The 26698-nt window shown below is 73.3% G+C and carries 28 protein-coding genes; 6 read left to right on the top strand and 22 right to left on the bottom strand.

The window, feature by feature from the left end:
* The first annotated feature begins 124 nt into the window (after positions 1-124).
* Positions 125-1051, top strand: coding sequence for a LysR family transcriptional regulator (locus tag AB0J55_RS12920; protein ID WP_364246926.1), 927 nt, complete (start codon positions 125-127; stop codon positions 1049-1051).
* Between the two features lie 59 nt (positions 1052-1110).
* On the opposite strand, the gene AB0J55_RS12915 is transcribed toward AB0J55_RS12920, so the two are convergent.
* The 14 genes from AB0J55_RS12915 to AB0J55_RS12850 are packed head-to-tail and all read right to left on the bottom strand — an operon-like array spanning position 1111 to position 14923.
* Positions 1111-1599 carry a flavin reductase family protein gene (locus AB0J55_RS12915; protein ID WP_364246923.1) on the bottom strand — a complete coding sequence of 163 codons (489 nt, stop codon included), beginning with the start codon at positions 1597-1599 and terminating at the stop codon, positions 1111-1113.
* Between the two features lie 26 nt (positions 1600-1625).
* On the bottom strand, positions 1626-3137 hold the full coding sequence (locus tag AB0J55_RS12910; protein ID WP_364246921.1) for an AMP-binding protein: 1512 nt from the start codon (positions 3135-3137) through the stop codon (positions 1626-1628).
* A gap of 5 nt (positions 3138-3142) precedes the next feature.
* Positions 3143-4072, bottom strand: a complete 930-nt coding sequence (locus AB0J55_RS12905; RefSeq protein WP_364246918.1) for a hypothetical protein — start codon at positions 4070-4072, stop codon at positions 3143-3145.
* Complete coding sequence (locus AB0J55_RS12900) at positions 4063-4962, bottom strand: 4'-phosphopantetheinyl transferase superfamily protein (protein ID WP_364246916.1); 900 nt, start codon at positions 4960-4962, stop codon at positions 4063-4065. The genes AB0J55_RS12905 and AB0J55_RS12900 overlap by 10 nt, the downstream gene beginning before the upstream one ends.
* Positions 4959-6053, bottom strand: a complete 1095-nt coding sequence (locus tag AB0J55_RS12895) for an acyl-CoA dehydrogenase family protein (protein WP_364246913.1) — start codon at positions 6051-6053, stop codon at positions 4959-4961. Before AB0J55_RS12895 ends, AB0J55_RS12900 begins: the two co-directional genes overlap by 4 nt.
* Complete coding sequence (locus AB0J55_RS12890) at positions 6046-7197, bottom strand: acyl-CoA dehydrogenase family protein (RefSeq protein WP_364246910.1); 1152 nt, start codon at positions 7195-7197, stop codon at positions 6046-6048. Before AB0J55_RS12890 ends, AB0J55_RS12895 begins: the two co-directional genes overlap by 8 nt.
* Positions 7194-7445 (bottom strand): phosphopantetheine-binding protein, encoded by a 252-nt coding sequence (locus AB0J55_RS12885; protein ID WP_364246908.1) that lies wholly within the window; start codon positions 7443-7445, stop codon positions 7194-7196. The genes AB0J55_RS12890 and AB0J55_RS12885 overlap by 4 nt, the downstream gene beginning before the upstream one ends.
* 4 nt (positions 7446-7449) lie before the next feature.
* Positions 7450-8715, bottom strand: a complete 1266-nt coding sequence (locus AB0J55_RS12880; protein ID WP_364246905.1) for a type III PLP-dependent enzyme — start codon at positions 8713-8715, stop codon at positions 7450-7452.
* Positions 8699-10201: a class I adenylate-forming enzyme family protein gene (locus tag AB0J55_RS12875; protein ID WP_364246902.1), complete on the bottom strand. Its 1503-nt coding sequence runs from the start codon at positions 10199-10201 to the stop codon at positions 8699-8701. The genes AB0J55_RS12880 and AB0J55_RS12875 overlap by 17 nt, the downstream gene beginning before the upstream one ends.
* A complete protein-coding gene (locus AB0J55_RS12870; protein WP_364246900.1) occupies positions 10198-11298 on the bottom strand; it encodes an acyl carrier protein in 1101 nt (366 codons plus the stop codon). Before AB0J55_RS12870 ends, AB0J55_RS12875 begins: the two co-directional genes overlap by 4 nt.
* Positions 11291-12643: a TrpB-like pyridoxal phosphate-dependent enzyme gene (locus AB0J55_RS12865; RefSeq protein ID WP_364246898.1), complete on the bottom strand. Its 1353-nt coding sequence runs from the start codon at positions 12641-12643 to the stop codon at positions 11291-11293. The genes AB0J55_RS12870 and AB0J55_RS12865 overlap by 8 nt, the downstream gene beginning before the upstream one ends.
* On the bottom strand, positions 12640-12927 hold the full coding sequence (locus AB0J55_RS12860; protein ID WP_364246895.1) for an acyl carrier protein: 288 nt from the start codon (positions 12925-12927) through the stop codon (positions 12640-12642). Before AB0J55_RS12860 ends, AB0J55_RS12865 begins: the two co-directional genes overlap by 4 nt.
* Positions 12924-13658 (bottom strand): alpha/beta fold hydrolase, encoded by a 735-nt coding sequence (locus AB0J55_RS12855; protein ID WP_364246894.1) that lies wholly within the window; start codon positions 13656-13658, stop codon positions 12924-12926. Before AB0J55_RS12855 ends, AB0J55_RS12860 begins: the two co-directional genes overlap by 4 nt.
* On the bottom strand, positions 13658-14923 hold the full coding sequence (locus tag AB0J55_RS12850) for a glutamate-5-semialdehyde dehydrogenase (RefSeq protein WP_364246892.1): 1266 nt from the start codon (positions 14921-14923) through the stop codon (positions 13658-13660). Before AB0J55_RS12850 ends, AB0J55_RS12855 begins: the two co-directional genes overlap by 1 nt.
* A 183-nt stretch (positions 14924-15106) precedes the next feature.
* Here AB0J55_RS12850 and AB0J55_RS12845 point away from each other — a divergent pair, with 183 nt between their 5' ends.
* From AB0J55_RS12845 to AB0J55_RS12830, 4 genes are read left to right on the top strand one after another with little or no spacing between them, the layout of a single operon-like run.
* Positions 15107-16108 (top strand): aldo/keto reductase family protein, encoded by a 1002-nt coding sequence (locus tag AB0J55_RS12845; RefSeq protein ID WP_364246889.1) that lies wholly within the window; start codon positions 15107-15109, stop codon positions 16106-16108.
* Positions 16108-17163, top strand: a complete 1056-nt coding sequence (locus AB0J55_RS12840; protein ID WP_364246886.1) for a fatty acid desaturase family protein — start codon at positions 16108-16110, stop codon at positions 17161-17163. The genes AB0J55_RS12845 and AB0J55_RS12840 overlap by 1 nt, the downstream gene beginning before the upstream one ends.
* Positions 17150-18475 carry a PLP-dependent transferase gene (locus tag AB0J55_RS12835; RefSeq protein WP_364246883.1) on the top strand — a complete coding sequence of 442 codons (1326 nt, stop codon included), beginning with the start codon at positions 17150-17152 and terminating at the stop codon, positions 18473-18475. Before AB0J55_RS12840 ends, AB0J55_RS12835 begins: the two co-directional genes overlap by 14 nt.
* On the top strand, positions 18472-19230 hold the full coding sequence (locus AB0J55_RS12830; RefSeq protein WP_364246881.1) for a gamma-glutamyl-gamma-aminobutyrate hydrolase family protein: 759 nt from the start codon (positions 18472-18474) through the stop codon (positions 19228-19230). Before AB0J55_RS12835 ends, AB0J55_RS12830 begins: the two co-directional genes overlap by 4 nt.
* Here AB0J55_RS12830 and AB0J55_RS12825 read toward each other — a convergent pair.
* From AB0J55_RS12825 to AB0J55_RS12810, 4 genes are all read right to left on the bottom strand, one after another.
* Entirely contained in the window at positions 19158-19742 is a 585-nt protein-coding gene (locus AB0J55_RS12825) for a hypothetical protein (RefSeq protein ID WP_364246878.1), read from the bottom strand. The genes AB0J55_RS12830 and AB0J55_RS12825 overlap by 73 nt on opposite strands.
* Positions 19739-20854 carry a hypothetical protein gene (locus AB0J55_RS12820; protein ID WP_364246875.1) on the bottom strand — a complete coding sequence of 372 codons (1116 nt, stop codon included), beginning with the start codon at positions 20852-20854 and terminating at the stop codon, positions 19739-19741. Before AB0J55_RS12820 ends, AB0J55_RS12825 begins: the two co-directional genes overlap by 4 nt.
* Before the next feature lie 131 nt (positions 20855-20985).
* Positions 20986-22926, bottom strand: coding sequence for an NPCBM/NEW2 domain-containing protein (locus tag AB0J55_RS12815; RefSeq protein ID WP_364246872.1), 1941 nt, complete (start codon positions 22924-22926; stop codon positions 20986-20988).
* Positions 22927-22983: 57 nt separating this feature from the next.
* Entirely contained in the window at positions 22984-23631 is a 648-nt protein-coding gene (locus AB0J55_RS12810; RefSeq protein ID WP_364246869.1) for a TetR family transcriptional regulator, read from the bottom strand.
* A 74-nt stretch (positions 23632-23705) separates the two neighbouring features.
* Here AB0J55_RS12810 and AB0J55_RS12805 point away from each other — a divergent pair, with 74 nt between their 5' ends.
* Positions 23706-24509 carry an SDR family NAD(P)-dependent oxidoreductase gene (locus tag AB0J55_RS12805; RefSeq protein ID WP_364246866.1) on the top strand — a complete coding sequence of 268 codons (804 nt, stop codon included), beginning with the start codon at positions 23706-23708 and terminating at the stop codon, positions 24507-24509.
* Between the two features lies 1 nt (position 24510).
* Here the strand turns inward: AB0J55_RS12805 and AB0J55_RS12800 are convergent, their stop codons facing one another.
* The 4 genes from AB0J55_RS12800 to AB0J55_RS12785 all read right to left on the bottom strand — a co-directional run bounded on the left by AB0J55_RS12800 (position 24511) and on the right by AB0J55_RS12785 (position 26580).
* Complete coding sequence (locus AB0J55_RS12800; RefSeq protein WP_364246863.1) at positions 24511-25152, bottom strand: Scr1 family TA system antitoxin-like transcriptional regulator; 642 nt, start codon at positions 25150-25152, stop codon at positions 24511-24513.
* Positions 25149-25532 (bottom strand): hypothetical protein, encoded by a 384-nt coding sequence (locus AB0J55_RS12795; protein WP_364246860.1) that lies wholly within the window; start codon positions 25530-25532, stop codon positions 25149-25151. Before AB0J55_RS12795 ends, AB0J55_RS12800 begins: the two co-directional genes overlap by 4 nt.
* Before the next feature lie 182 nt (positions 25533-25714).
* The gene (locus AB0J55_RS12790) at positions 25715-26251 is read right to left on the bottom strand and encodes a helix-turn-helix domain-containing protein (RefSeq protein ID WP_364246857.1); all 537 of its coding nucleotides are present in this window, start codon (positions 26249-26251) and stop codon (positions 25715-25717) included.
* Positions 26248-26580 (bottom strand): hypothetical protein, encoded by a 333-nt coding sequence (locus AB0J55_RS12785; RefSeq protein WP_364246854.1) that lies wholly within the window; start codon positions 26578-26580, stop codon positions 26248-26250. The genes AB0J55_RS12790 and AB0J55_RS12785 overlap by 4 nt, the downstream gene beginning before the upstream one ends.
* Positions 26581-26698: the final 118 nt, after the last annotated feature.

The raw sequence follows: 26698 nt of genomic DNA, 5'->3' as shown, positions 1-26698 counted from the left end.
CCTGCCGGATCCTCGGTGCCCACGCGGAAACCGTCCCGCGAAAATCCACCCCGCTCAGCGAAAGGAACACCCGCGTGGGGGCCGGCCCCCGCGCCGCGCGCCCGGTCCGGCGGTGATCCGAGCCGTGGACACCGCATCCCTCACCACGTTCCTCAGCGTGGCCGAGCAGTCGAGTTTCACCAAGGCCGCCAACGACCTGAGCGTGGCCCAGCCGACGGTCACCGCCCGGATCAAGAAACTGGAACGCGACCTCGCCTGCGACCTGTTCAACCGTACCGGCGCGCTCATCCGGCTGACCACCGCCGGCCAGCGGTTCCGCCGCTACGCCCACAAGATCGTGAAGCTGAGCCGGCTGGCGGAGGAGACCGTCCTCGCGGGCACCGCGCCCGGCGACGCGCTGACCGTCGGCGCCGACAGCGGGCTCACCTCCTACCGGCTGGTGCCGATCGTCGAGTACCTGTACCGCCGGCACCCCGAACTGGCCCTGGAGATCCGGCCCCTGGAGGAGGATCCGTGGAGCCGGATCGGGGACTCCGACGTCGACTGCGCGTTCTTCATCGACGTCTGCGAGTCCTCGCCGAAGGCGGATTCGACGTTGCTGTGCCCGGAGCCGCTGGTGGTGGTGGCCGGCCAGGACGGGCCGCTCGGCCCGGAGCCGGTGCCGACGCAGCGGCTGGCGAGGCAGCCCCTGCTCTGCGCGCACCGCGGCAGCGGCTACCAGCGCCTGTTCGAGCGAACACTCGACGGCGCCGGCGACAACACCCGGATCCGGGCATTGTCCTTCGGGTCGATCGACGCGGTGAAGCGCGCCCTGACCGCGGGGCTGGGCATTTCCCTGCTGCCCCGGCTCAGCGTCGCCACCGAACTGGCCGAGGGCCGGCTGGTCGAGGTGCCGTGGACCGCGCCGTTCCAGGTCTTCACGCAGGTGGCCTGGCACCGCGAACTCCGCACCGACCCCCGGTTCTCGGTGCTGCTCGACGCGGCGGCCCGCGCGACCGCCGAGCAGGTCGCGGACGCGGGCCAGCGCCCGGCTCGCCGTTCCGCCCTCTGACCCGACAAGAAAGCGCCCGGCCCGCCTCCCGAGGGAGGCGGGCCGGGCGCTGGTGTTTCTCACGCCCCGAGCGGGTACTGCTCCCGTCCATAGAGGACGGTCGGGGCCGCGTTCGTGTCGCGCAGCCAGACCACCTGGCCGACGACGACGGTGTGGTCCAGCAGGGTCGCCGTGTCGCCGACGTCGCAGACCAGCGCCACGCCCGCCGCGGACAGCACCGGGATCCGGCGCTCCGGCCGCCACGGCACGCCGGCGAACCGCTCGGCCGGGCTGCCGACGGCGAACTTGCGGGTCAGCGCCCGCTGTGCCCACGACAGCGTGTTCACCGCGAAGCGCCCCGTTTCCAGGATCGCCGCGAGCGTCCGGCTGCGGCTGCCCAGCGACACGAGCACGCTCGGCGTGTCGGCCGACAGCGACATCACGGCGTTGGCCGTGCACCCGACGGGGGAGTCGCCGGTGACGGTCGTGAGGACCGTCACGCCCGTCGGCAGCTTCGCGATCGCCTGGCGGAACCCGTCCTGAGGCACCAGCACTGATGGGGTTTCCATGGTGTTCCCTTCCGGGGCGGCGGCGGTCATCCGCGCTGCCCGATCGCGTCCGCGGTGAGCGCCGAGCGGTCGATCTTGCCGTTGACGTTGAGCGGCAGCGCGTCCAGCACGCCGAGCCGCCGGGGCACCATGTACCCGGGCAGCCGGTCCGCCACGGCGGCCAGCAGCCGGCCGGGGTCGAGCTCCCGGCCGGTGCACACCGCTTCCAGTTCGGTGGTGCCGCCGCTGCCGGGCAGGGCGAGCACGATCGCGTCGCGCACGCCGTCCTGGTCGCGCAGCGCGGCTTCGATCTCGCCGAGCTCGACGCGGTAGCCCTGCACCTTCACCTGCTGGTCCGACCGTCCCAAGTGGACGAGCGCGCCGTCCTGCCAGCACACCCGGTCCCCGGTGCGGTACCAGGCGGAGTCGTCGAGTTCGTCGCCCGGGCCGTGCGGCCGCGCGGCCTCGTCGCCCGGGCCGAAGTGGTAGAACCGGCCTTCGTTCGCGGCCGGGTCGAGGTAGCCGGGGAACCGCTGCGGCCCGCGCGCGCAGAGCTCCCCTTCGACGGCCGGGCGCCCCTCGTCGTTGAGCACGACGTGGCTGACGCTCGGGTGGGGCTGCCCGATCGGCACGGTCCCGTTGGCCGTCGCCGGCCAGTCGTCCGGGTCGGCGGGCAGCCGGAACTGCGCGCAGCTGATGGTCAGTTCCGTCGGGCCGTAGAGGTTCTCCACGACGCCGCCGGGCGCCGCCCGCTGCCAGGCCCGGGCTTGGTGCGTGGTCAGCGGTTCGCCGCAGAACAGGCTCCAGCGCAGCGAAGGCATGCTGCCCGGCCGCAGGCTGCGCAGCCGCTGGGCGTAGGACACCATCGACGGCACGGCGAACCAGTGCGTGAGTTCCTTTTCCGCGACGAACCGGACCGGGGCCAGCAGGTCTTCACGGCTGGGGACGACGAGGGTCGCGCCGCTGCTCCAGGCGGTGAACATGTCGAACACCGACAGGTCGAAGGTCAGGTCGAAGGTCTGGGAGACACGGCTGCCCGGTGCCATGCCGTACCGCGGCACGACGTGGGCGAGGTAGGCTCCGACGTTGCGGTGCCGGATCGGGACGCCCTTGGGCCGCCCGGTCGAGCCCGAGGTGAACAGGATGTAGGCCAGGTCGCCGGGCTCGGCCGCGGGCGGCGTGCGCGGGACGCCGGCGGGTTCGGCCATGACCAGTTCCGGCACGCCGAGGCCGGCGGGTGCTTCGGTGAGCACCAGGTCGAGACCGGCCGCTTCGGCGATCATCCGGTTGCGCTCCCCGGGGAACGCGGGGTTGAGCGGCACGACGGTGCTGCCCAGCCGTTGCCCGGCGAGGTAGCCGGCGTAGGTGAGCACACTGCGCTCGGCCAGCACGCCGATCCGGGCGGGCACGGCGCCCAGCGCGTCGACGGCTTCGGCCGCGACGTGGCCGGCGAGGTCGTCCAGTTCGGTGTAGGTGAGGGTGCGCGTCCCGGCTTCGAGCGCGGGCGCGCCGGAGTGCTTGGCGGCCGACGCCGCGAACCACTGGTACAGGGTTTTCATCGTTCTCAGGCCTCCCTTTGCGGGCACGTTTTGTCGTTGGTGCGCAGCAGGTCTTCGAAGGTCCGCTGCAGCAGCCCGGCGCGGGGTTTGCCCCGGGCGGCGGACGCCGCGGCGAACCGGACGACCTTGGGCAGTTCGGTCCAGCTCACCGCGGCCGCGGCGGCTTCGTCCGCGCCGATCTCGCCGGTCGCGGCCAGCACGTCGAGGCGGTAGGTGTAGTGCCGGCTCGCCGCCCACAGGTCGTCGCCGTAGCGGGCGGCGGCGGTTTCGTCCTCGGCCAGCACCCCGCTGACGCGCTCGATCACCTCGGGCAGGCCGCAGCTCCAGCCGCCCGGATCGGGGCCGGCCGGGACACCGCCCCGCGCCAGCCAGCGGAACAGCTCCGGGTGCACCGGTTCGACGGCGGCGCCGAGCGCGTACCGGTCGCGGTGGGCGATTTCCGCCGGCCACGGGCCGTGCGGGGCCAGCGCGAGTTCCAGCGCGGTGTCGTCCAGCCAGCCGAGGAACGGTTCCTGCGCGCCGAGCGGGGTCAGCGCGCGGAAGTGGTCGGCGACCAGCCACCGGTCGTCGCGCCGCCCGAGCAGCAGCAGCCAGTGCGGCGAGTGCGCGGTCTCGAAGGCGGGCGACCAGGGCAGGCGGAAGGTGTCGGCGACGGCCAGCACGCGTCCCGAGCGGGCGAGCTCGGCCTCAAGGTGGCCGGCGGCCTCCGCCCAGTTCGCGGCGCCGCGGTAGCCCAGCGGTCCGGGCGGCCCGGTGTCGTCGACGCGGGTGTGCTGCGAGAACACGAGGCCGCAGTCGTCGGACCGGACGGCCAGCCGCACGGCGTGCGCCAGCCGGGTCTTCACGCTCGGGTCGCCGGGTTCGAGGTAGGCCACCAGGTTGGTGGTGTAGCAGCTGAGTTCCGGGACTACGTCCGGAGCGTCGATCAGGTGCATGGGGGCCTCCGTGGTCGTGGAAGGTCTGGGGGGTGGAAGGCGCAGCTCAGCGGCACCGCGGAGCGGTGGCGCAGGCTCAGCCAGGTGAATCCGCCCCAGTGCCCGGACACCGCGCCGGGCGGGACGTCGATCGCCCAGGGCCGCCCGGCCAGCCCGGTGCCGGCGGCCTTGACGCACGCCTCCTGCACGGTCCACACCCAGGCGAACTCACGCGCCCGGCGGCCCCGCGGCAGCGCGGCGACGGCCGGGGCGTGCCGGCCGAGGCACCGGCGGACGGTCGAGTCGGCCAGTTCGGCCGGGGGCAGCTGGACGTCGACGCCGACATCCCCGTGCGCGCACACGGCCGCGGCGATCCGGTCGCCGTCGTGGGAGACAGTGATGCCGGGCAGGTCTCCCGCCCCGGCCAGCCGCGGCTTCCCGGCCGGATCGGCGCGGAGGGGGAGGGCGGCCAGTTCCGGCCGGACGCGCCGGAGCAGCCACCGGAGCAGCTGCCGCCCGGCGAGGAACTCCGCCCGGCGCCAGCGCGGCCGGGTACGCGCATCGGCGAGGTCGGCGGCAAGGGCGGCCGGCTCGCCCAAGTACTCCGTGCGGCCCCGGCGGGGCTCGGCGAGGTCGGCGGCGAGGGTGGCCGGCTCGCCCAGGTACTCCGTGCGGCGCCGGCGGGGCTCGGCGAGGTCGGCGGCGAGGGCGGGCAGCCCACCCCGGACCTCCGCGAAGGCCCCTGCGGCCCCCGTCCCCAAACGCCCCAATGTGGCGTTCGGTGCGTCCAGCGCACCCAATGTGGCATTCGGTGCGTTGGGTGCACCCGACGGCACGTTGGGGCGATCGTCGGCCAGGGTGGCCGAAGCGAGCCAGACGCCGGGCGCGATTTCGGCGATGTCGGGGCTCATGCGCGCAGCTCCGCCAGGAGTGCCTCGGCGCCGTCCGCGACCGTGCCGAGCATCAGCTCGGTCACGCCGCCGCCGATGCCGAACACCGCCGCCTCCGCGCGCAGCAGCTGGAGGCCGTCGTCGGCGAAGCCGTCCGCTCCCTGCCACCGCGCGCAGCGCGACAGCACGTCGTCGGCCGTCAGACCGACCGCGGCCTTCAGGACGGCCCCGCTCGTCAGGTCGTGCTCCTCGACCACCCGCTCGCCCAGCGCCTCGTACAGCGCGCGCAGTTCGCGCACCCGCACCAGGCAGCCCGCGAACTCCTGGCGGACGGTGTCGTGGTCCCACAGCGCGCGGCCGTCGATCGCCCGCCGGCTCAGCCGGGTCCTGGTCTGTGCCAGGACGCGGCTGGTGAGCGCGGTCGCCCACTGGGCACCCGCGAGCCGTTCGGTGCCCATGTGCCGGGCGAACAGGGCCAGCCCGCGGCCCGGCCGGCCGAGCACGGCCGACGACGGCAGCCGCACGCCGGAGAACTCGACGTGACCGGTGCCCGCGCCCGCGAGCAGGGTCGTCGCCGCGCGAGTGACCCGCACGCCCGCCGTGTCCGCCGGGACCAGCACCCAGGTGAACGCGGTGAAGTGGCGGCCGGGCCGGTGCCGGGCCAGCACCAGGAAGTACTCGGCGCGGGTCGCCGTCGTCACCCAGCGCTTCGCGCCCTCGAGCCGGACGACGTCCCCGTCGAGCTCGACCTCCGTGCCCAGCCCGGTGAGATCGGAGCCGGCCGCCGCGGCGTCCGTGGCGGCCAGCGCCACCTCGGCTTCGCCGTCGGCGACCCGGTCGAACGCCGGGCCGGTCGCGGTGGCCAGGATCGGCAGCGCGCTCGCCGACTGCACCAGCACGCTCAGCGTGACGCCGTTGTCGCCGCGGGCGTCGACCGCGCGCAGGGTGGCGGCGAGCCGCGCCGGGTCGGCGACCAGCCCGGTGGCGGTGCGCCGCCGGTACTGCTCCCGCAGCACCCCGGCCGCGCCGAGCTCCCGCCACACCCGGGCACCGCCGGCTTCGGCGTCCGCAGTGGACAGCAGGGTGCCGTCCAGGAGGGCTGCGTCAGGCAAAACGCACCTCCTGGTCGAGCAGGGTGAGCCGGCCGTCGGCCAGGTGCAGCCGGTCGTTGCTGTAGTTCAGCACCGCCGAGCGCAGGTCCCGCAGCGACTGCTCCAGCCGTGTCGGGGAGTCGCGCAGGTAGCCGTGGCGCATCCCGACGCTGTCGACGAGCTCGTCGACAGCGCGGTAGCACTCCTCGGCGGCGGTGATCTTCACGGCGTTGACCAGCAGCTGCACCTTCGGCGTGCTGAGGTCCTCAGTGGACTCGACCACCTCGCGGGCGTGCCCGATCAGCGCGTGCACGGTGTCCAGCCGCTGGCGCGCCCGCGAAAGCCGGGTCAGCAGCAGTTCCGAGCTCAGGTCGGTCCGGCCGCGGCTGCCCCGCAGCGAGCGGATGACGCGGGAGAGCGCCCCGGCCGCCGTGCCCAGCCAGCAGGACGCCCAGCCGAGGTGGGCCAGGGGGCCGAACACCGTGGTGACGATGGTGTGGAAGTCGCCGTGCCGCCCGACGACCTGGTGGGCGGGCAGCCGCCCGCGCAGCCGCAGGGCGCCGCTGTCGCTGGCGCGCATGCCCAGCGGGTCCCACCCGCCCGCCTCTTCGATCTCCAGCTGGTCGCGGGCGGCGTAGACGAGCGAGACCTGGTTGTCCGCTTCCGCGTCGGGCGCGCGCATCGTGATCAGGAATCCGTCGGCGTGCTTGCCGCCGGTGACGATCGGGGCGAAGCGGTCGACGAGCAGCTCGCCGTCGCGCCAGGCCGCGGCGGACTCCGCGGTCAGCAGGTGACCGCCCTTGCCCGCCTCGGTGGTGACCGAGCCGAGGTAGAGCCGGCCCGCGGCGATCTCGGGCAGCAGTTCCGCGCGCAGCCGGCCTTCGGCGTGCGCCAGCACGGCGGCGACCTGCTGGCAGTGCATGGCGAAGACCATCGCCAGCGACATGTCGACCCGGCCCAGCTCGGTGCTGGTCGTCAGCACGTCGGCCAGCGAGCCGCCGAGGCCGCCGTCTCCGGAGGGCACCAGCAGGCCCAGCAGCCCGGTGGCGCGCAGTTCGTCCAGGGCCTGCACCGGGAACGCGGCGGCGGAGTCGGTCTCGCGGACGTGCTCCTCGGCGACCTTGGTGACGCGCGCGGTGAGCTCGGCGAGCGGGGCGGTGGTCACGACATCACCCCCTCGCGCTCCAGCTGGGCGTGCACCGCGTTCCACAGGGTGGCGCCGGTGGCGAAGGTGGCGTCGGTGATGTCCTCGTCCGGCAGGGAGATGCCGAACACGTCCTCGATCTCGAACAGCACGTTGATCGACTGCATCGAGTCGAGCCCGCGCTCGCGCAGCGAGTCGTCCGGGCCGAGCTCGCGGCCGTTGAGGAACTTGAGGTACGGGGTCAGCAGTTCCGCCATGCGGGGGTCCATCGGTTCACTCCTCATCGTTTCGGTCAGTGGTCCTGACCAGTTCCACGCGGGAGGTCCGCGCGGGGGTGCCGGGCCGGTCGCCGTCGACGACGACCTCGGCCGGCAGGGGGTGGCCCAGGAAGGCGACGAGGCTGGCGCACAGCCCGTAGGCGCCGACGTTCGGCACCGTCACCAGGTCGCCGGGGCTCAGCTCGGGCAGTTTTGCGTTGCGGTGCCACGTGTCCAGCGGCGTGCACAGCGGGCCGGCGACGAGCGCGTCCAGCACCGGCGGGCCGGCCGGGCCGAGCACGCGCGGCGAGAGCGGGGGCAGCCGCCGCATCCCCGACATGCCGCCGAGGTGGTTGATGCCGGACTCGAGCACGACGATGTCCTTGCCCTGCGACTTCTTGACGTCCAGGACCGCGGTGACGAGCGTGCCCGCCGTGCCGACCAGGTAGCGGCCGGACTCGAACACCACCTCCGGGCCCTGCTCGCGCCAGCCCGGCAGCTTCTCGGCGAGTAGCGTTTCGAGCCCTTCGCGCAGGCCGGGCAGCTCGCCCGCGGTGCCCTCCGTCGCGAAGGGGGCACCGAAGCCGCCACCGAGGTCGAACGTCCGGAGGCGGACGCCGTGCGGCGCGAGGGCGGCCCGCAGCCGGGCGGCGGTGTCCAGCGCCCGGCCGAACTGCCCGAGCAGGTCGTCGACCTCGGTCAGGTTGGTGCCCATGTACAGGTGCAGCCCGGACGCCTCGGCGTGCTCGCCTCCGGCGAACCGCCCGGGCTCGGCGAGGATCCAGCCGGTGTCGGCGCCGAACTGCGAGGGCACGCCGGTCATCGCCAGGCCCTGGCCCGGCACCGGCTGGTCGTCGTTGACGCGCAGCAGGTAGCGGGCCCGGACGCCGGCCTCGCCGGCGAGCCGGTCGAGCTGGGTGACGGCGTGCGGGGAGTCCACGGAGAACTCGCGCACCCCGGCCCGCAGCGCGGCCGCGATCTCGGCGTCCCGCTTGGCCGGGCCGGTGTAGAGCACCCGGTCGCCGCTCCAGCCGGCGTCGAGCGCGGCCCGCAGCTCGCCGGAGGAGCAGACCTCCGGGCGGGCGCCGGCTTCGCGCAGCGCACCCAGCACGTCCGGGTGCGGGTTGGCCTTGAGCGAGTACAGCAGCCCGGTACCGCCGGGCAGCGCGCTGTCGAGCCGCCGGTGGTTGCGGCGGACCTCGGCGAGGTCGTAGACGTAGGCCGGGGTGGGAATTCCGGCGAGGTCCGCGACCGCCACCGGGCGTTCAGCGAGCGCTTCCACCGGACGCCTCCTCCGCGATCGAGGCCAGCGCCTTGCGGTCGACCTTTCCGTTGCCCGTCAACGGAAGCGCCTCCACGCGCAGGCAGCTCGCCGGGATCTTGAACTCCTCGATCCGGGTGCGCATCCCGTCCAGCACGCCTTCCGCGGCCAGCTCGCCGGTGACGAACAGCCAGGCCGGGCGGGTGTCCTTCGGCACCAGCACGGCGGCTTCGCGGACGCCGGGCACGCCGCGGGCGGCGGTCTCGACTTCCGTGGCGCTGACGCGGAACCCGCGCTCCTTGTAGATGTCGTCGCGGCGGCCGTCGAAGTAGAGGTAGCCCTCCTCGTCGAGCCGGCCGTAGTCGCCGGTGCGCAGCTCGGGGAACAGCCCGTCCACGCGCGGGAACTTCTGCGCGGTCAGCTCCGGGCGGCGCCAGTACCCGGCCATCACGTTCGGGCCGCGCACCACGATCTCGCCGATCTCCCCGGCGGGCAGCCGCGCACCGTCCTCGCCGATGACGAAGACCTCGGTCCCGGGCAGCGCGCGGCCGCTGGAGCCGGGCCGGTCCAGGTCGCCGTCGACCGGCATGATCGTGGCGCGCTTGCATTCGGTCAGCCCGAACATCAGCTGGACGTGCAGGGCCGGCATGGCCGCGCGGAGGGATTCCAGCGTGCCGGTGGGCATCGCCGCGCCGGTGTTGGTGAGCAGCCGCAGCGCCGGAGCCGGCTTCGGGCGGCGCCGCAGCAGCGCGCTGAGCGCCTCGGCGACGGCCGGGACGGCGGGCAGCACGGTCGCGTTCGCGCGGACCAGGTTGCGCACCAGCGACGGCCCCACCTCGGTGGGCGCGCCCAGTACCAGGTTCGAGCCCGCCGTGACGGACAGGAACACCTGGTACAGCCCGTAGTCGAAGGACAGCGGCAGCGGGCTGTAGACCACGTCTTCGGTGCGGTACTCCAGCACCGACGCGATCGCCCCGGTGGCGAACAGCAGCTGCTGGTGGGTGCTGACCACGGCCTTGGGCAGCGACGTCGTGCCCGAGGTGTAGATCAGGCACACCGGGTCCACCGGCAGCGGGGGAGCGGGCAGCGTGACGTCGGTACCGGGTCCGGCGGCGAGGTCTGCCACCGAGGCCGACGGGACGCCGGCCGCGTCGGCCGAGCGCCGCACGTCCTCGTCGCCGGTCACCACCAGCACCGGCTCGGAATCCGCCAGCACGTGGTCCAGGCTGCTGCCGCGGACCTGTTCGTGCAGCAGGGAAAACGCGACGCCGGCGCGGGCGGCGCCGAAGACCACGGCGGGCAGCAGCGTGCTCGCCGGGGCGTTGATCAGCAGCCGGTCCCCGCGGCGGGCGCCGCGGGCGGCCAGCGACCCGGCCACGCGCCGGGCGGCGGCGGCGAGCTCGCCGTAGGTCACCGAAGTGTCCCGGCAGGTCAGCGCGGTCCGGTTCGGCCACAGCCGGGCGGCGTGGTCGAGCAGTTCGTGGAGCACCCGGGGGGAGTAGGTCATCGTGATCCTCCTGCGTCCAGGACGGCACGGCAGAGGCCGTCGACGTGGGTGAGTTTTTCCGGGACCAGGTCCTCGGCGGCGAACTCGACGCCGAGGTCGCTTTCGAGCCGCTCGACGATCTCCATCATGCGGAAGGAGCTGAAGCCGGGGATGTCGCCGAGCGTGCGGTCGCCTTCGGCGGGCCCGGCGCCCAGCACGGTCCGGATCACCGCGGTGACCGACTCGCGCACGTCCGGCGGCACCGTCCCGGAGTCCACTGTGGACTCGGTGGGGGTGGCGGTGGTGTCGAACGCCGTGTGGTCCGCGGCGAGGCAGTCGGCGAGCCGGCCGAACACCGAGCGCGGCTCCTCCCGGCCCGCGGAGACCCGGCGGCTCGCCAGGTAGACCTGCTTGGCGAGGGCGTCCCACTCGGCCAGGTGCGCCCGGACCGCTTCGGTGTCCGTGCCCATCGCGGCGGCGTGCAGGCGGCGGCTGCGGGTGAGCAGCCAGGTCTGCAGCGTCAGGCCCCGCAACGCCCGCACCCGGTCCGGGAAGTCGGCGTACGCCGCGACGTACTTGTCCCCGTCGGCCAGCTGCACGAGCGGCGTCCGCTCGGCCGGGCGGTCCGCGGCGGCGATGCCGTACGTCAGAGCGCCTTCGGGCAGGGCTTCGGCGAGTTCCGCGTGGCCGAGCGTCCACCGGCCCGGCCGGGCCGCACCCCACTGGGTGTCGTTGTGGTAGCCGTCGACGACGGTGACGCCGTCGCCGTCCGGCTCGGCCAGGAAGCTGTGCTGCAGGTGCTCCTTGCGGTGGTAGGGGACCCAGGGCAGGTGGTAGGCGTCCGCCACCGCGTAGCAGCCGGGGCCGGGCTCGAGCTCCTCCGCGGCGCCGATCCGCGCCCGCCGGGTGACGCGCAGGCCCAGCAGGTCGGCGGATTCGGCGACCTGCGAGTCGACCGTCGGCTCGACGGTGGGCAGCCCGTCCGCGCCCGGCCGGGGCCAGAAGCGCAGGACGCGGCCCATCGCGAGGTGGGTGCCGTCACCGTGCAGGCGATCGGCGAGTTCGGCCAGGTTGACCTGGACGCAGTCGAAGAGGCGGTGGTCCAGTGCTTCAGGCATGACGACCACTCCCCGCCACCACGAGCCCGGACACCGGCTCCAGCCGGTCCATCGCCGTCACCAGTGCCTCTTCGGCGGGCGGCTCGGTGCTGAGCTCGCCGTCGAGCAGCTGCTGGTAGGCGACCAGGTCCAGGTAGCCGTGCCCGCTCACGCAGGCGACGACACCGCGGGAAGACCCGCCGCCGGCGGCCAGGCGCGCGGCCACGGCCAGCGCGTGCCCGGACTCCGGCGCGGGCAGCACCATCTCCGAGCGGGTGAAGGCCTGCCCGGCCTCCAGGGCCTCGACCTGCCCGACCGCCTGGGCGGTGACCTGGTCCCGGTGCCGCATGGCGGAAATGAGCTTCGCGGCGCCGTGGAAGCGCAGGCCCGCCGAGTGCGAGTCGGGGATCGGGTAGGAGCTGCCGATCGTGTACATCGCCTCCATCGGGCTGACCCCGGTGGCGTCGGTCTTGTCGTAGGCGTAGACGCCGCGGGTGAGCTTCGGGGTGGTGCTGGACTCCGCGGCCATCAGCCGCGGGCCCTCCACACCCGTCGCGGCGGCCTCGGCGAAGAACGGCAGCGCGATGCCGCCGAAGTTCGAGCCGGCGCCGACGCAGCCGACCACACTGTCCACAGTGGCCTCCAGCCCGGCGAGCTGCTCGATCGCCTCCAGGCCGATGACGGACTGGTGCAGGATGCTGTAGGTCTCGCCGCTGCCGATGCAGAACGCGGCCCCTTCGGTGCGCCCGGCGTACTCGACGGCTTCGCCGATGGCCAGGGCGAGGCTGTTCACCCCGCCGCCGGTGCGGGCGGCCACCTCGGTCAGCTCGCTCGGGCTGGCGTGCACGGTGGCGCCGAGGCTGCGCATCAGCGTGCCCCGGTAGGGCTTCTTCTGCAGGCTCGTGCCGACCATGAACACCCGGCAGCGCAGCCCGAACATCGCGCAGGCGGCGGCGAGCGCGGTGCCCCACTGCCCGGCCCCGGTGCCGGTCACCAGTTCCTTCACCCCGGCCTTGGCGTAGTAGTACGCCTGCGCCAGCGCGGTGTTCAGCTTGTGGCTGCCGGAGATGTTGCCGCCCTCGTACTTGACGTAGATCGGCACCCGCGCGCCGACGGCGTCCTCGAACCGGCGTGCCCGCCACAGCGGGGTGGGCCGGAAGCTGCGGTAGGCGTCGAGCACCTCGGCGGGGATGTCCCAGAACTCGCGGTTCTGCGAGGACTGGCGCACCAGGGCGAACGGCAGGTTCACCGACACGCCGGAGTCCGAGCCGCCGGCGGCGACCTCGGGGCTGCGGTCGGGCGGCAGCGGCTCGTCCAGGTGCGGCAGCACGCTGCGCCAGCTCGTCGGCAGGGACACGGTGCTCATCGCGCCTCCTCCGTCTCGCCGGCACCCTCGGCGACGACGTCGACGAGGTCGTCGACCGTCCGGAAGGTGCGCCCGACGAACAGGTCGTCGGGCAGGGTGACGTCGAGGGCGTCCTCGAGGTGCACCAGCATGCCGACGAAGCCGAGCGAGTTGAGGCGCAGCAGGTCGCCGTTGAGCGGTTCGTCGCCGGGGATCTCCTCCGGCGTCAGGGAAAGCCGGGATTCGGCGATCACCACGCGTTTGACCGAGTCGGAGACCGTCGGGCGGTCGGGTCCGGTCGTCATCGTTTCCCTCCAAGGGGTTTCGGGGATTCCGGGTCGTTCAGGAATTCGTCGAGGTGGGCCAGCACGGCCGGAAGCGCTTTCCGGCCGAACACGTCGAAGTGGCCGCAGTCCAGTTCGCGGGTCCGCAGCCGGGCCGACAGCCGGGTCCAGTTCTCGACCTGCGTGTGCCGGTGCGGGCTCGCACAGGCCATCAGCAGCGCGGGGCCGGGGTGGGCGGTGGTCACCCGGTGCCGCCCGGACGCGGTGACGTGGGCGTGCGCGGTGGCCTCGGCCCACGGCTGGTCGCGGCGGGCGACCCGGGCGTGCACCGACCGCATGATCCGGTCGACGACGTCGTCGCGCCGGGCGGCGGTGCGGAACTCGTCCCGGCGGGTGAAGCTGTCGATCATCACCACCGCGGGGGCCGGGCCGGTCGCGGCGAGCCGTGCGCCGAGTTCCCAGGCGAGGACCCCGCCCATGGACCAGCCCACCAGCAGGTCCGGGCGGTGCGGCAGGGTGTCCAGCAGCGGCAGGTACCGCCGGGCCATCACGTCGATCGCCGTGTCGGGCCGCTCGCCGGCGAACAGGCCGCGGGCGCGGATCCCGCTCACCCCGCCGCGACGGGAAAGCCGGACGGCCAACGGCGTGTACGGGCTCAGGCCGCCACCGCCGGGGTGCACCAGCACCGCCTGCGGGGCCTGCCGGCGCCGGCTGAGCGGCAGCAGCAGCGGCGGCCGGGCGGGGGCGGTCATCAGCTCGCCTCGCGCAGCCGGCCGTGCGCCTCGACGACCCAGCAGTAGTTCACCAGCGCGGCGAGGGTGATCGGCCCGCGGGCGTGCAGCCTGCTGGTGCTGATCGCGATCTCCGAGCCCAGTTCGAGGGTGGGGCCGTCGTTGAGCCGCAGGGATCCGTTGACGACGATGGTGGCCGCGTCCACCCGGTCGGTGAACGCCGCGGTGACGGCCGGGTCGGTGGCGGCGATCGCCTCGCTGTGCCCGGAGCCGTGGCGCCGGATGAACGCCACCGCTTCTTCGGGCGAGTCGACGGCCACGACGCCGATCGTGCTGTCGAGGAACTCCCGGCCGAAGTCGTGCTCGCCCAGGGCCTCCACCCGCCACGGCCCGGTGGTCTCCGGCCGGCGGATGCCCTCGCCGACCCGCACGGTCAGCGGCCGCCCGTCGCGGCGGGCGCCGTCGAGCAGCGCGGCGACGAACCCGTCGGCGACCGGCCGGTCGACCAGCGCGATCTCCAGCGACGTGCACCCGGCCGGGGCGGGCAGCTTGCTGTCCAGCGCGATCGCGACCGCCTGGGCCGGGTCGGCGCTCGAGTGCACGTACAGGTGGTTGACCCCGCCGCCGCTGGCCAGCACCGGGATGGTGCTCGCCCGGTGGCAGTAGTCGACCAGCGACGGGCTGCCGCGGGGGATGAGCACGTCGATCGCGTCGGGACGGCGCAGCAGTTCCCGCAGCAGCGCGCGGCCGGGGTCGTCCAGCACGGTGACCAGGCCGCCGGGCAGCCCGGCGTCCTCCAGCGCGGCGGTGACGACGGCACCGAGCTCGGCGTTGGTCCGCGCGATCTCCTTGCCACCGCGCAGGATCACCGCGTTCCCGGCCGCGACGTTGAGCAGGGCACCCTCGACGGTGACCGTCGGGCGGGCCTCGAAGATCATCAGCACCACGCCCAGCGGGCGCGGTACGCGGTGCCGCACGCCCCAGTCGCCGATCGGCGTGCCCGGTGGGCGGCGGGTCAGCTCCCGCAGTTCGCCGTCGACCGTCGAGGTCAGCGTCACCAGATCGGCGAGGTGGTCGCGGGTCAGCCGGAGCCGGTCGACGAGCACGTCCGGCAGGCCCTGGTCCCGGGCCCGTCGGACGTCGGCGTCGTTCGCCGCGCCGATCCGCGGCCACGCCGCGGCCAGCCGACGGGCCAGCCCGGTGCAGAACCGCCCGTAGGCCTCGTCGCCCAGCGGCGGGGCCGCGGCGGTCGCCGCCCGTGCGGCGTCGATGATCTTGTCAGTCATTGTTGTCCCCGTCCGATTTCCCCCGGCAGATACTTCACGCTCTCAGCGGAAAATGATCGTGGCAAACGTGATCATGGCCCGGTTGATGGGCTCATCAACACTTTCTATGACCCGATCACCGGCCCCTTGTATCGCGATTCCAAACGTTGACTGTGCGGAAATTTTTCCGGAGTGTCATAGGGCATGGAACATCGTCGATTGGGCCGCAGCGGCCTCTCAGTGAGCAGGATTTCCTACGGGAACTGGATCACCCACGGATCCCAGGTGGCCGAGGAACAGGCGAAGAAATGCGTGGCAGCGGCGCTCGACGCCGGGATCACCACGTTCGACACCGCCGACATGTACGCGAACACCCGCGCCGAAGAAGTGCTGGGACGCGCGCTGGCGGGCCTTCGCCGGGAGAGCCTGGAGATCTGCACCAAGGTGTACTGGCCGACCGGCCCCGGCGGCCCCAACGACCAGGGCCTGGGCCGCAAGCACATCATGGAGTCGGCGCACGGTTCCCTGCGCCGGCTCGGGACCGACTACCTCGACCTCTACCAGGCCCACCAGTTCGACCCGACGGTCGAGCTGGAGGAGACCATGCTGGCCTTCGCCGACCTGGTCCGGCAGGGCAAAGTGCTCTACGTCGGGGTCTCGGAGTGGACCGCCGAGCAGATCACCCGCGGCGCCGCGCTGGCCCGAGAGCTGCGCGTGCCGCTGATCTCCAGCCAGACGCAGTATTCGATGCTGTGGCGGGTGATCGAGGCCCAGGTCATCCCGGCCTGCGAGCGCGAGGGCATGGGGCAGCTCGTCTGGTCGCCGATGGCCCAGGGCGTGCTGACCGGCAAGTACCTGCCCGGCAAGCAGCCGCCGCCCGGCTCCCGCGCCACCGACGGCGAGGGCAGCGGGTACATGGTCCGCTGGCTGCAGGACGACGTCCTGCGCCGCGTGCAGGAACTGCGCCCGGTCGCCGAGCAGCTCGGCCTGACCATGGCGCAGCTGGCGCTGGCCTGGGTGCTGCAGAACCCCAACGTCGCCACGGCGATCACCGGCGCCTCGCGCCCGGAGCAGCTCACGGACAACATCAAGGCGGCCGACGTCGTGCTCGACCCCGCCGTCATGACGAAGATCGACGAGCTGCTGGACGGCGTCAGCCGGTTCGATCCGACCCTGATCGGGGTCCCGCTGACCGCCCTCGTCTGATGCCGGGCACCGAATGGGCCTACGACGGCAAGCGGTACCGGACGCACCGCTTCCCCGCCGGAGTGCGGGCCCGGATGAAACCCCTCAACCGCAGCGACAACTGGCACGCCGGACTGGCCTGGCTGGCGGACGCCGCCTGGATCGCCGGGTGCGTGACGCTGTGCGTCGCGGTGTCGTGGTGGTTCTACCCGCTGGCGGTGCTGGTGATCGGCGCCCGCCAGCGGGGGCTGTCCACGATCCTGCACGACTGCGCCCACGGCGTCGGCGCGGCCGACCACCGGCTGCGGATGCTGCTGGGCACGGTGCTGACCGCGTACCCGATCTTCCAGCAGTTCCACGCCTACCGGGTCTCCCACGTGTTCACCCACCACCCGCGGCTGGGCGACCCGGACCGCGATCCGGACCTGCGGTTCTTCATCGAGCAGGGCGCCTACCGGGCCGCCTCGCCGCGGGCCTACGTCCGCCGGGTGGTGCTGGTGCCGCTGCTCGGCAGCCAGACCTGGGCGTACCTGCGGTACCTGGTCCGCAACCGGTACCGGGTGCTGCGCGGCGGCCGCGCCGAGCAGGGGCCGCAGGGCCGGCGCCGCGGGCGGGCGCTCGACCGCGCCGGCTTCTGGCTGTTCTGGGCGGCCGTGTTCGGCGTCTGCTGGTCCCAGGGCTGGACGACGGAACTGCTGCTGTTCTGGTTCGTGCCCTACCTGACCAGTTTCCAGATCCTGGGCTGGTACATCGAGCTCTCCGAGCACACCCCGCTCGTCCGCGACGCCCGCGTCGACCTGTACATGACGCGCAACCGCAAGAGCCGCGGCTGGGAGAAGTTCCTCACCGGCATCCACAACGACAACTACCACCTGGAACACCACCTCGACCCGCGCACGCCGTTCTGGAACCTCGGCAAGGCGCGGCGGGTGCGGCTGGCCGATCCGGAGTACGCCGCGGTGGACGCCGCACTGGGCGGGCTGTTCACGCGCGGGCCGCAGGGGCAGCCCAGCGCCGTCAGCGCGATCGTCACGTCCATGTCCGAACCGAGGGAGCCCGCCCATGCCGGCCGCTGACCGACCCGCGCCGAAGCAGTACCGGCACCCGGAGTCCGCGGTGCTGCACGCCGGCGCCGAACTGCGCACCGGGCCGACCGCCCCGGTGGTCACGCCGATCTTCCAGACCGCCGCCTACGAACTGCCCGGCACCGCGGCCGCGGCGGCCATCTTCGACCTCACCGAGGACGGCCACGCCTACACCCGCCTCAACAACCCCACCTGCGACGTCCTCGAAGCGCGGATCGCCGCGGCCGACGGCGCTCCGGCGGCGCTGGCCGTCGGCTCCGGCCAGGCCGCGACCACCATCGCGCTGCTCAACCTGTGCCGGGCCGGGGACAACATCGTCAGTTCCGACGAGCTCTACGGCGGCACGTGGAACCTGCTCGCCAACACCTTCGCCCGGTTCGGCGTCGAGACCCGGTTCGTCAGCCCGGAGGACCCGAAGAACTTCGCCGCCGCCACCGACGACCGCACCCGCTGCTATTTCGGCGAAACGCTGCCCAACCCGAAGCTGCGCATCTTCCCCATCGAGGACGTCGCCGGGCTCGCGCACGAGGCCGGGGTGCCGCTGGTGCTGGACAACACGCTGCTGCCGATGGTGTGCCGCCCGCTGGCGTTCGGCGCGGACATCCTGGTGTACTCGGCGACGAAGTACATCGGCGGGCACGGCAGCGCACTGGGCGGGCTCATCGTGGACGGCGGGACGTTCGACTGGGCCCGCCACGCCGCCCGCCACCCGCTGCTGACCGAACCCGATCCCGCGCACGGCGGCGTCGTCTGGACGGAGACCGGCGCCGGGCTCGGCAGCGCGCTGGGCCGAAGCCCGTACCTGCTCAAGGCGCGGGAGACGCTGCTGCGCGATCTCGGGTCGTGCCTGAGCCCGTTCAACGCCTTCCTGCTGATCCAGGGCATCGAGACGCTGCCGCTGCGGATGCGGGCGCACGGGGAGAACGCGGCCGCGGTGGCCCGGTTCCTCGCCGCGCACCCGGCGGTGGCCTCGGTGCGCCACCCGGGCGTGACCGGGCAGGAGGAGCTGCTGGAGCGCTATCTGGGCGGCAACGGCGGGCCGCTGGTGCAGTTCGAGCTCACCGGCGGGCAGGCGGCGGGCCGCCGGTTCATCGAGGCGCTGCGCCTGTTCGCGCACGTGACGAACATCGGCGACGTCCGGTCGATGGCGACGCACCCGGCGTCGACCACGCACGCCCAGCTGCCCGAGGCCGACCAGCTCGCGGCGGGGGTGACCCCGGGTTCGATCCGGTTGTCGCTGGGCCTGGAGCACGCCGGCGACCTCCTCGAAGACCTCACCCAGGCGCTGGAGCGGGCCCGGTGAGCGCCCGGCCGCTGGTGGCGCTGGCCGCGTCGGCCGAACCGGTCGACGACGTCTCGCACATCGCCGTGCGCGAGGTCTACGTCCGGGCGCTGGAACGGATTTCCGGCTGCGCGGTGGCGGTCGTCGGCGGCCCGGCGCCGTACCTGGCGGACCTGCTCGGCCGGTTCGACGGCGTCGTGTTCGGCGGCCACCAGATCGACGTGCAGCCCGCCCGCTACGGCGGCCGGCCGCGGCTCGCCCCGGCGGACCCGGCTCGCGACGAACTCGCGCTCGGGGTGCTGCCGGCGGCGCTGCGGGAGGGGGTGCCGGTGCTCGGGATCTGCCGGGGCCTGCAGGAACTGAACGTCGCACTGGGCGGCACGCTGCGGGATCTGCCCGGTGGTGCGCACCGCGAGGACGTTTCGCAGCCCCGGGACCGCCAGTACCTGCCGGCGCACGAAGTCCGCCTGAGCGAAGGCGGCGTGCTACGGCGGTTGCTGGGCACGACGGCTGTGTCGGTCAATTCGCTGCACCACCAGGCGATCGACCGGCTGGCGCCGGGGCTGAGGGTGGAGGCGGTGTCGGCCGACGGCGTGATCGAGGCGGTCTCGACGGATTCGGGCTGCCTGGCGGTGCAGTGGCACCCGGAGTGGTACGCCGGCCGCGACCCGGTGTCCACGGCGGTGTTCCGCGAGTTCGGCCGTCAGGCTTTCGCCCGGTCCGTGTCCAGCATCGGCATGAACAGCTGGGCGAGCGGCCCGATGGCGCAGGCGTAGAGGACGGTCCCGATCCCGACGGTGGCGCCGAGCAGGAACCCGACCAGCAGCACGGCGAGTTCGATGCCCCACCGCACGGCCCAGATGGGGTGCCCGCGCGCGGCGAGCCCGGTCATCAGCCCGTCCCGCGGCCCGGGCCCGGCCCGCGCCCCGAGGTAGAGGCCGGTGGCGAACCCGTTGAGCACGATCCCGGCGACGAGCACGGCCCACCGCAGCCAGAGTGCCGGCAGCGGCGGCAGGACGGCGAGGGTGAGGTCCATGGCGGTGCCGACGAGCAGGACGTTGCAGAGGGTGCCGATCCCGGGTTTCTGCCGCAACGGGATCCACAGGAGGAGGACGGCGGCGCCGATGATGTTGGTCCAGACGCCGATGCTGAGGCCGATAGTGCGGGTGAGTCCTTGGGCGAGGGCATCCCAGGGTTCGACGCCGAGCCCGGCGGCGACGACGAGGGCGTCGCTGATGCCGTAGAGGACGAGGCCGGTGAGGAGCTGGGTGACCCGCCGGGTTTTCACTTGCCGCCTCTGGTGAAGTTCAGCGCCTCGGGGAATCGCGAGATTTCGTCCGGGTAATGACGGCTGACGGCGGTCAGCGCGAAGGTGGCCAGCCACGCACCGCCGAAGGTCAGGAAGGGAACGTCCACCGAGGCCGGGAAGATGTGGAAACGCCACTGCACCAGTGCTGCGGCCATCGGGATGACACTGACGGCCACCTTCACGGCCAGGCGTTTCGCCGAGGCGATGCGGTTGCGGATCGTGTAGGCGGCTCGGTCGGCATCGTCCGGCAGGTCACCGAGATTACCGGAGAGGAGGGTTTCGGCGAGCCGGATCGTCTTGATGAGGTAGCGCTCGCGGGTGCTCGCGTCCGGCAGGACCAAGGTGGCGCAGAGGATTTCGATCGATTGCCCGGCGTGCAGGCACCGTCGTTTGAGTTCCTCGACGGCGAGCGGGCTGCGCACCGGCATCGTCCGCCACAGCCCGTCCTGGAGGATGCGGGCGACCTCGTGCGTGTGGGTGACGATTCGGTACCTCGTTTGCCCTTGCCTGAACTGTTCGCGGTCGTGCGCGAGTTCGATACAGCGGAACAGGTCGTTCACCGCGTTGGCCGAAGGGTTCCAGCGCACCCGGCGCCGCTTTCCCGACCACACGATGATCGGCGCCAGGAGGAGAGCGCCGGTCAGGAACAACGCGAAGAGGAGGACGGCCTGCACCACGACTGACAGCCACGGGTTCGCCACGAGATCCCAGGTGGCCGAGTGGATCGGACCGCTGCCTCCGACCTCGCTGTACACGATCAACCCGGCCGCTGTCTCTGTCGCGATGAGAAAGAGCATCGACACGAGGAGTCCTGCCCTCGGGAAACGCCGAAGTCCCCACTGGAGCACGCCTGACAGCAGCAAGAGCAGGAGCCAGGACAGGAGTATTCCGCTGACCGTCGTGCCTCGCGTGGGGGATGCCTGGAAGTGATGAGCCGTCAGGTAGGAAAAAGGGAGGAGGACGACGAGGCACGTGAGCATGCCGAGGGTCCCCAGCCGCTCCGACCGGAGATCTTCCCCGATGACCCGAACGCGCAACCTCCGGTACTGCACCAGATCCAGGTCGACCGGCATCCCCAGCTCCGCGATCACCCCGCGGACCACCTGCTGCCTGCGGCGATCGCGCCTGACGAGGCTGCGGAGCCGGCCCACCCGTTTCGGCGAAAGGGGGCCCCAGCGGTCCCGTACCCGCCGGCGGATACGGGACCACCGGATCTGCACCGTCAACACGCGAGGTACGGCGACAACCAGTCACCCCAGTCGCCAACCGACCCGTCACTCGCGTCGTCCACCGCAAGTGCCAGCACCTGCACCCCCTTCACCGGCACCGCCAGGTACTGCGCCGCGTCCCCGTGCCGCATGTCCCCGGTCGCCTCCAGCTCCACCCCGTCACCCAGAACCCGGAACCCCAGCGTCCCGCCCGGCCCGCGGTCGTCCACCCCCACCGTCGCCGTGAACGTCTTGCACTTGCCGCCCAAGTAGTACCGCACCACCGAGGGGGCGTGCGCGCCGAGACCGCCGTGGGAATCCGTCTTGCCGTTGATCGTCAGCGGGTGGCCGTTGTCCGTGCTGTCGCGCTCGACCGGGCCCAGGCCGTTCTCGCTGGACATCCACGGCTGCGTGTTCAGCAACCCGTTGGTGTAAGGCTGGTTCGGCGCCAGCAGCAACGGCGCCTCCGCCGACGCCACCGAAGCACGCGAACCTGAAGCCGTCGTGTACGTGACGGAAACCGGCATCTTGAACGGCTGCGTCGCCGTCGAGACCGGGTGCAGCGTCACCGCCGTCTCCCACGTTGCACCCGGCTCGACCGTTCCGCTCGAAGCCTCGGGCGGGCTGTCGAACGCCCATTCCGCGGGCGCGGTCAGCTGCAGGTGCGCCCCCGTGACCGGCGTCGAGCCCGTGTTGGTGAACCGGACCGCCGCCGTCACCGGCTGAGCCGGCGGCACGGAGTCCGGCAGCTCCACCGTGAGCGACGTCCGCGGGGCCGCCGCCCCACTCGACGGCCACACCCGCAGCACCGTGGCCGCGTGCCGCCCGACAGTTCCGCCCAGAGCTCCCGTGGTTTCGGTCTCGTCGCCCGTCCACAGGTCGCGGACGCGGTAGCCGGCCGCCGCCGGGAGGCCGGCGTCGGCCACCGACGTGGTGATCGGTGCGGCCAGGTCGCCGCGGTTGAACAGCACCAGCACCGCCGAGCCGTCGGACATCGGTTTCGTCCACACCTCGGTCCAGCCCGTGTCGCGCACCTTGTGCCCGGCGACGCCCGCCCAGTCCTGGTCCACGGCGATGATGTCCGGGTTGTTCAGCTCGGCGGCCGGGAGGGTGGTGTCGGCCGCCAGCGCCATGTCGGTGATCAGGGGCGCGTTGAGTACCGCCCACAGCCCCAGCTTGGCTTGGCGCTCGCCGGTGTCGAGGTAGCTGAAGGTGAACGCGCCCGGCATGTTCCAGCCACCCGGGCCGTGGTAACCCCCCAGGCCGTACTGCTTGTCGAGGCTGCCCGCGGAATACCCGAAGTCGAACGTCGGGTTCTGGTACGTCCGCCAGACCTGTGCGCCGGCCGCCCGCGCCCACAGCCACGGGCTCAGGTTGCGGTCGGTGTCGTCGATCTCGAGGGTGATCGGCCGGCCGGTGCGGGCGATCGCGTCCGCCATCTTCCTGACCCGGCCGGGCACGTCGGCGGTGACGCTGGAACAGGTGTCGTAGCGCAGGTAGTCCGCGCCCCAGCCGGCGAGGGTCCGGGCGTCGAGGTCCTCGTGGTCGAGGGAGCCCGGCGCCTGGAGGCCGCAGGTCCGCTCGCCGGTGCCGCTGGTGAAGCCGATCTTCAGCCCGCGCGAGTGCACGTAGTCCACCAGCGCCGGGATGCCGGACGGATATCCGGGGCCCGCGGTGAGCTTGCCGTCGGCGTCGCGCTGCGCCGCCTGCCAGCAGTTGGGAAGCATGACGTACGTGTAGCCGGCGTCCCGCAGGCCGGAGCCGACGAGCTGGTCGGCCGCGGCCTTCACGCGGTCCTCGCCGAACTGGTAGAGGCAGTAGGAACTCCCGGCGCCCCAGGTGATCCCGAGCGGCGGTCTTTCCCCGGGCACCGGATCGGCCGGCGTGTCGGCCGCGGCGGGAACCGCGGTGGCGGTCAGGAAAACGGCGCAGAGCAGCACGGCGAGCCGTCGCATGGATCCCCCTCCGGAAGCCGACAAGACTCCCAGGATTGCGGGGCGCCCCAGAAGAGGTCAAGCAGGGCAAATTTCCCCTGCCGGCGGCCCGCCGCGGGCCAGCCCGGCCTCGGCGAAGGCGAGCACCTCGTCGACCAGCGGCGCCAGATCACTCGTCGCCGACTGCGCCCGGCCTTCGCGCGTCACGTAGATCTCGCGCAGCCCCGTCACGACGGTGACGGCCGTGAGCCGGGGGAGCAGCGCGTCCGCGGGCAGGCCGATGTCCTCGCCGATTCCGCCGGCCACCAGGACTTCCAGGTCGCGGTAGCCGGCGCGGGCGCGGCCGCGGAGGTCGTCGTCGGCCATGAGCAGGCGGGCGCGCACCGCGCGGCGCTGCCACACGTGCGCGGGATCCAGCCCGGAGTCGCGTTCGTCCAGCGCCCGCATGGTCGCGTGCATCCAGTCGCGGACCGCGTCGAGCGTCCGGCCCTGCCGCCCGCGCAGCCACCCGGCCAGGGACTCCGGCGTGAACGGGTCGTCGGCGAACAGCAAGTCCTCCTTGGCCGGGAAGTGCAGCGTCACCGTGCGCGTCGCGACGTCGGCCCGGGCGGCGATCTGCGCGATCGTCGTCTCCCGGTAGCCCTGGCTCGCGAAGAGGTCCAGGGCCGCTTCCTGGATGCGGGACCGGGTCTGGGCCTTCTTGCGCTCACGGCGGCCGTCACTCATGCCCAGTACCGTAGCATGCGACGCATTAATGCAGTCCATGCTACTGTTATGTCAGGACGTAGAGAGGAGCAGTCATGACGAAGAACTGGTTCATCACCGGGACCTCCAAGGGCTTCGGCCGGGAGTGGACCGAAGCGGCGCTCGAGCGCGGCGACCGGGTGGCGGCCACCGCGCGGGGCGTCGAGAGCCTCCGTCCGCTCGCCGACCGGTACGGCGACGCCGTGCTGCCGCTGCAGCTGGACGTCACCGACCGCGCCGCCGCCACCGAGGCGGTGCAGCGGGCGGCCGCCGAGTTCGGTTCGCTGGACGTGCTGGTCAACAACGCCGGGTACGGCCACTTCGGGATGGTCGAGGAACTCACCGAAGAGGAGGTCCGCGCGCAACTCGAGACGAACTTCTTCGGCGCCCTCTGGCTGACCCAGGCCGCCCTGCCGGTCATGCGCCGCCAGGGCCGCGGCCGGATCATCCAGGTCACCAGCGAGGGCGGTATCCGCGCGTTCCCCGGCATCGGCGCCTACCACGCGTCGAAGTGGGCCGTGGAAGGGCTTTCCGAGTCGCTGCGGCAGGAGGTCGCGGCGTTCGGGATCGACGTGATCTGCCTGGAACCCGGCCCGTACCGGACGGACTTCGGCGGCGCCAGCGTCCGGCAGAGCGAGCCGGACGCGGCCTACGACGCGGTGCGCGAGGCGACCCGGATCGAGTGGGACCTCGGCGATCCGCGGGCGACCCGCGCGCCGATGCTGGAGCTCGCGGACACCGACGACCCGCCGCACCGGATGTTCTTCGGCAAGTCGCTCGCGGCGGTCGAAGCCGAGTACCGGGAACGGCTCGACGGCTGGCGCAAGTGGGAACCGGTCGCGCTGGCCGCGTTCGGCTGAGTCACCGGGTCGGCGTCGCTGCTGCCTCCCGGGCCCGGTCGAGGGCTTTCCGGTGCAGCCGCGTGAAAGTCGCCCGGTAGCGGGCGATCGTGGGCGAATCGCCCAGGTGGATCCGGGCGTGCTCGTGGTCGAGGATCACCGTGATCGTGCCCGAGGCCAGTTCGAGGATCCGGAAGGCGTGGCTCGTGCCCGCGGCGTCCGGGACGACGTGGACCGTGACGTGCGCCGGCCGGGTCAGCTCGCCGGCCGCCCGCCAGGCGGTTTCGCTCACCAGGAGGATGCCCGGCGGAGCCGACGGCGGAATGTCCGGCACCTCGTGCGGGGCCCACTCCCATCCGCGGACCGCGTACCGTTCGGCCAGCGACGGCAGGCTGACGTCCTCGACGTAGGCCGGCTGGTCGCTCTGCCGGTGCAGGTGCATCAGCTGCCGGTACTCCGCCGGCTTCGCCTGCAGGGAGCCGAGGATGTACGCGGCGGCCTCGGCCGGGGGCCGCCGGGTGCCCAGTTCCCACGCCGACAGGTCGGCGGCGGCCAGGCCCAGCTTGCGGGCCAGGGCGCGCAGGCCCAGTCCCCGCGCGGTGCGCAGGTCGCGGAGACCGCTGCCCAGCAGGAGCAACGCCGGGCGCAGGGGCGGTTTCGTCATGCTGTTTCCCGATTCGTGTGGAAGAGGGGCCGCGGGGCCGCCAGGATCCCGGCGTCGACGTCGTCGGCGTGGGAGCGGAGCAGGTCGGCCAGGTCCTCGGCCTGGTCGGCGAAGGCCCGTTGCTCGTCCGGGCCCGCCGTGCCGTCGGCGAGCCGGGTGGTGAGCACGCCGAGCCGGGCCTGGGTGGCGCGGAGGAGGTCGACGAGGTGGTGCGTGGCGCGGGGCATGGCGGCTCCGGATGGGGCGGGACGGTCCGGAAAGGACAGTCGGCGTAGCCCGCCGAGGACACGGCACAGGAGCACGAACTCCGGGTGCTCGGCGAGCCGCAGGTCGGGTTCGGACGGCCACTCGGGTGCGGACGGCGGCACACCGGTCACCACCTCGGGACGGGATTCGGCGGGAACGGGCGTGACCGAGGGGGTTGACCCGCGTCGGTGACAAACGGCCGCGACCGGGCACCGGTTCGCTACCGTCGACGGGCCGGGCCCAGCAGCGCCTGGCGCCGGCGGCTTCCTTCCCGGACGTGGTTTCCCTCCAGTCTCCACGCCGGGGAGGGAGCCGCTCACCGGGGAAGCCCGCGGACGTGGGCAAACGACTCGTCGTAGCACCGCCGGATCACCTCCCCGGGGTCGAGGCCCAGTGCGTGGCCGACGATGGCGAACGCGACGAGCGGGATCGCCCGGCTGCCGCGTTCCCAGTGCCCGAGGATGGCCGGGCTGTAGCCGACGCCGCCGGCGGCGATGACCCGGGCCCGCGACCACCCGCGCAATCGCCGCGCCGCCAGGAGTTCCGCGCCGAGGGCGACCCGGAACTGTCGGGTGGACAGCGCGACGACGGTGCCACGCGGCGAGTGCAGCGTGGCCGGCCCGGCCGGGTTCGTCTGTCCTTTCGGGACGGTGCCGGTTTCCTGGAACACCCGCACCCAGCGCCGGATCGTCGTCGGCGAGACGTTCGCGCGGGCGGCCGCGTCGGCCTGGGAGCGGCCGTCGTACCAGTGCTGGAGGGCCGCGGCGCGGACGCGCCGGCCGCGGTCGGTGTCCCGCACGGCGGTGGCGAGGGTGCGGCGCTGCCGGTCCGACAGCGGGGGACGCAGGGTCATGGCGTCTCCTCGCCGGTCCAGCCCAGGACGGTGAACAGCACCTCGTCCGGGGCGCCGGTGACCGGGCCCCGCAGCGGCGAGGTGCCCTGCTTGCCCCAGTCGCCCGGGGCGAACCGGGCGCCGATGGCCTGCATCGGGTCCTTGCCGGCTTCGATGACCACGACGTCGTCGTGCGTGGCGGTGCACCGCCGCCCGAGCAGCTCGTGCGGCTCGGCCGAGCCGGCCGGGCGGGCCTGCCAGGTCCAGCCCCGTTCCCGGGCGACGGTGATGGCGCCGCTCGCCCGTTCCCACGCGGCGGGCACCCGTCCCCACGCATCCGCGCTGCTCATGTGGTCCTCCCCGGTCGGTTGTGCCCTCACTTTCAGGCAAAATTGCATGCCACGCAAGCGGGAAGAACTGTAAATTTACAGAGTCAGTCGATCGGGTGACCGCGCAAGTTGACGCGGC

The sequence above is a fragment of the Amycolatopsis sp. NPDC049688 genome, assembly GCF_040674975.1.
Classification (GTDB): domain Bacteria; phylum Actinomycetota; class Actinomycetes; order Mycobacteriales; family Pseudonocardiaceae; genus Amycolatopsis.
This window is presented reverse-complemented; position numbering and strand designations above follow the sequence as displayed.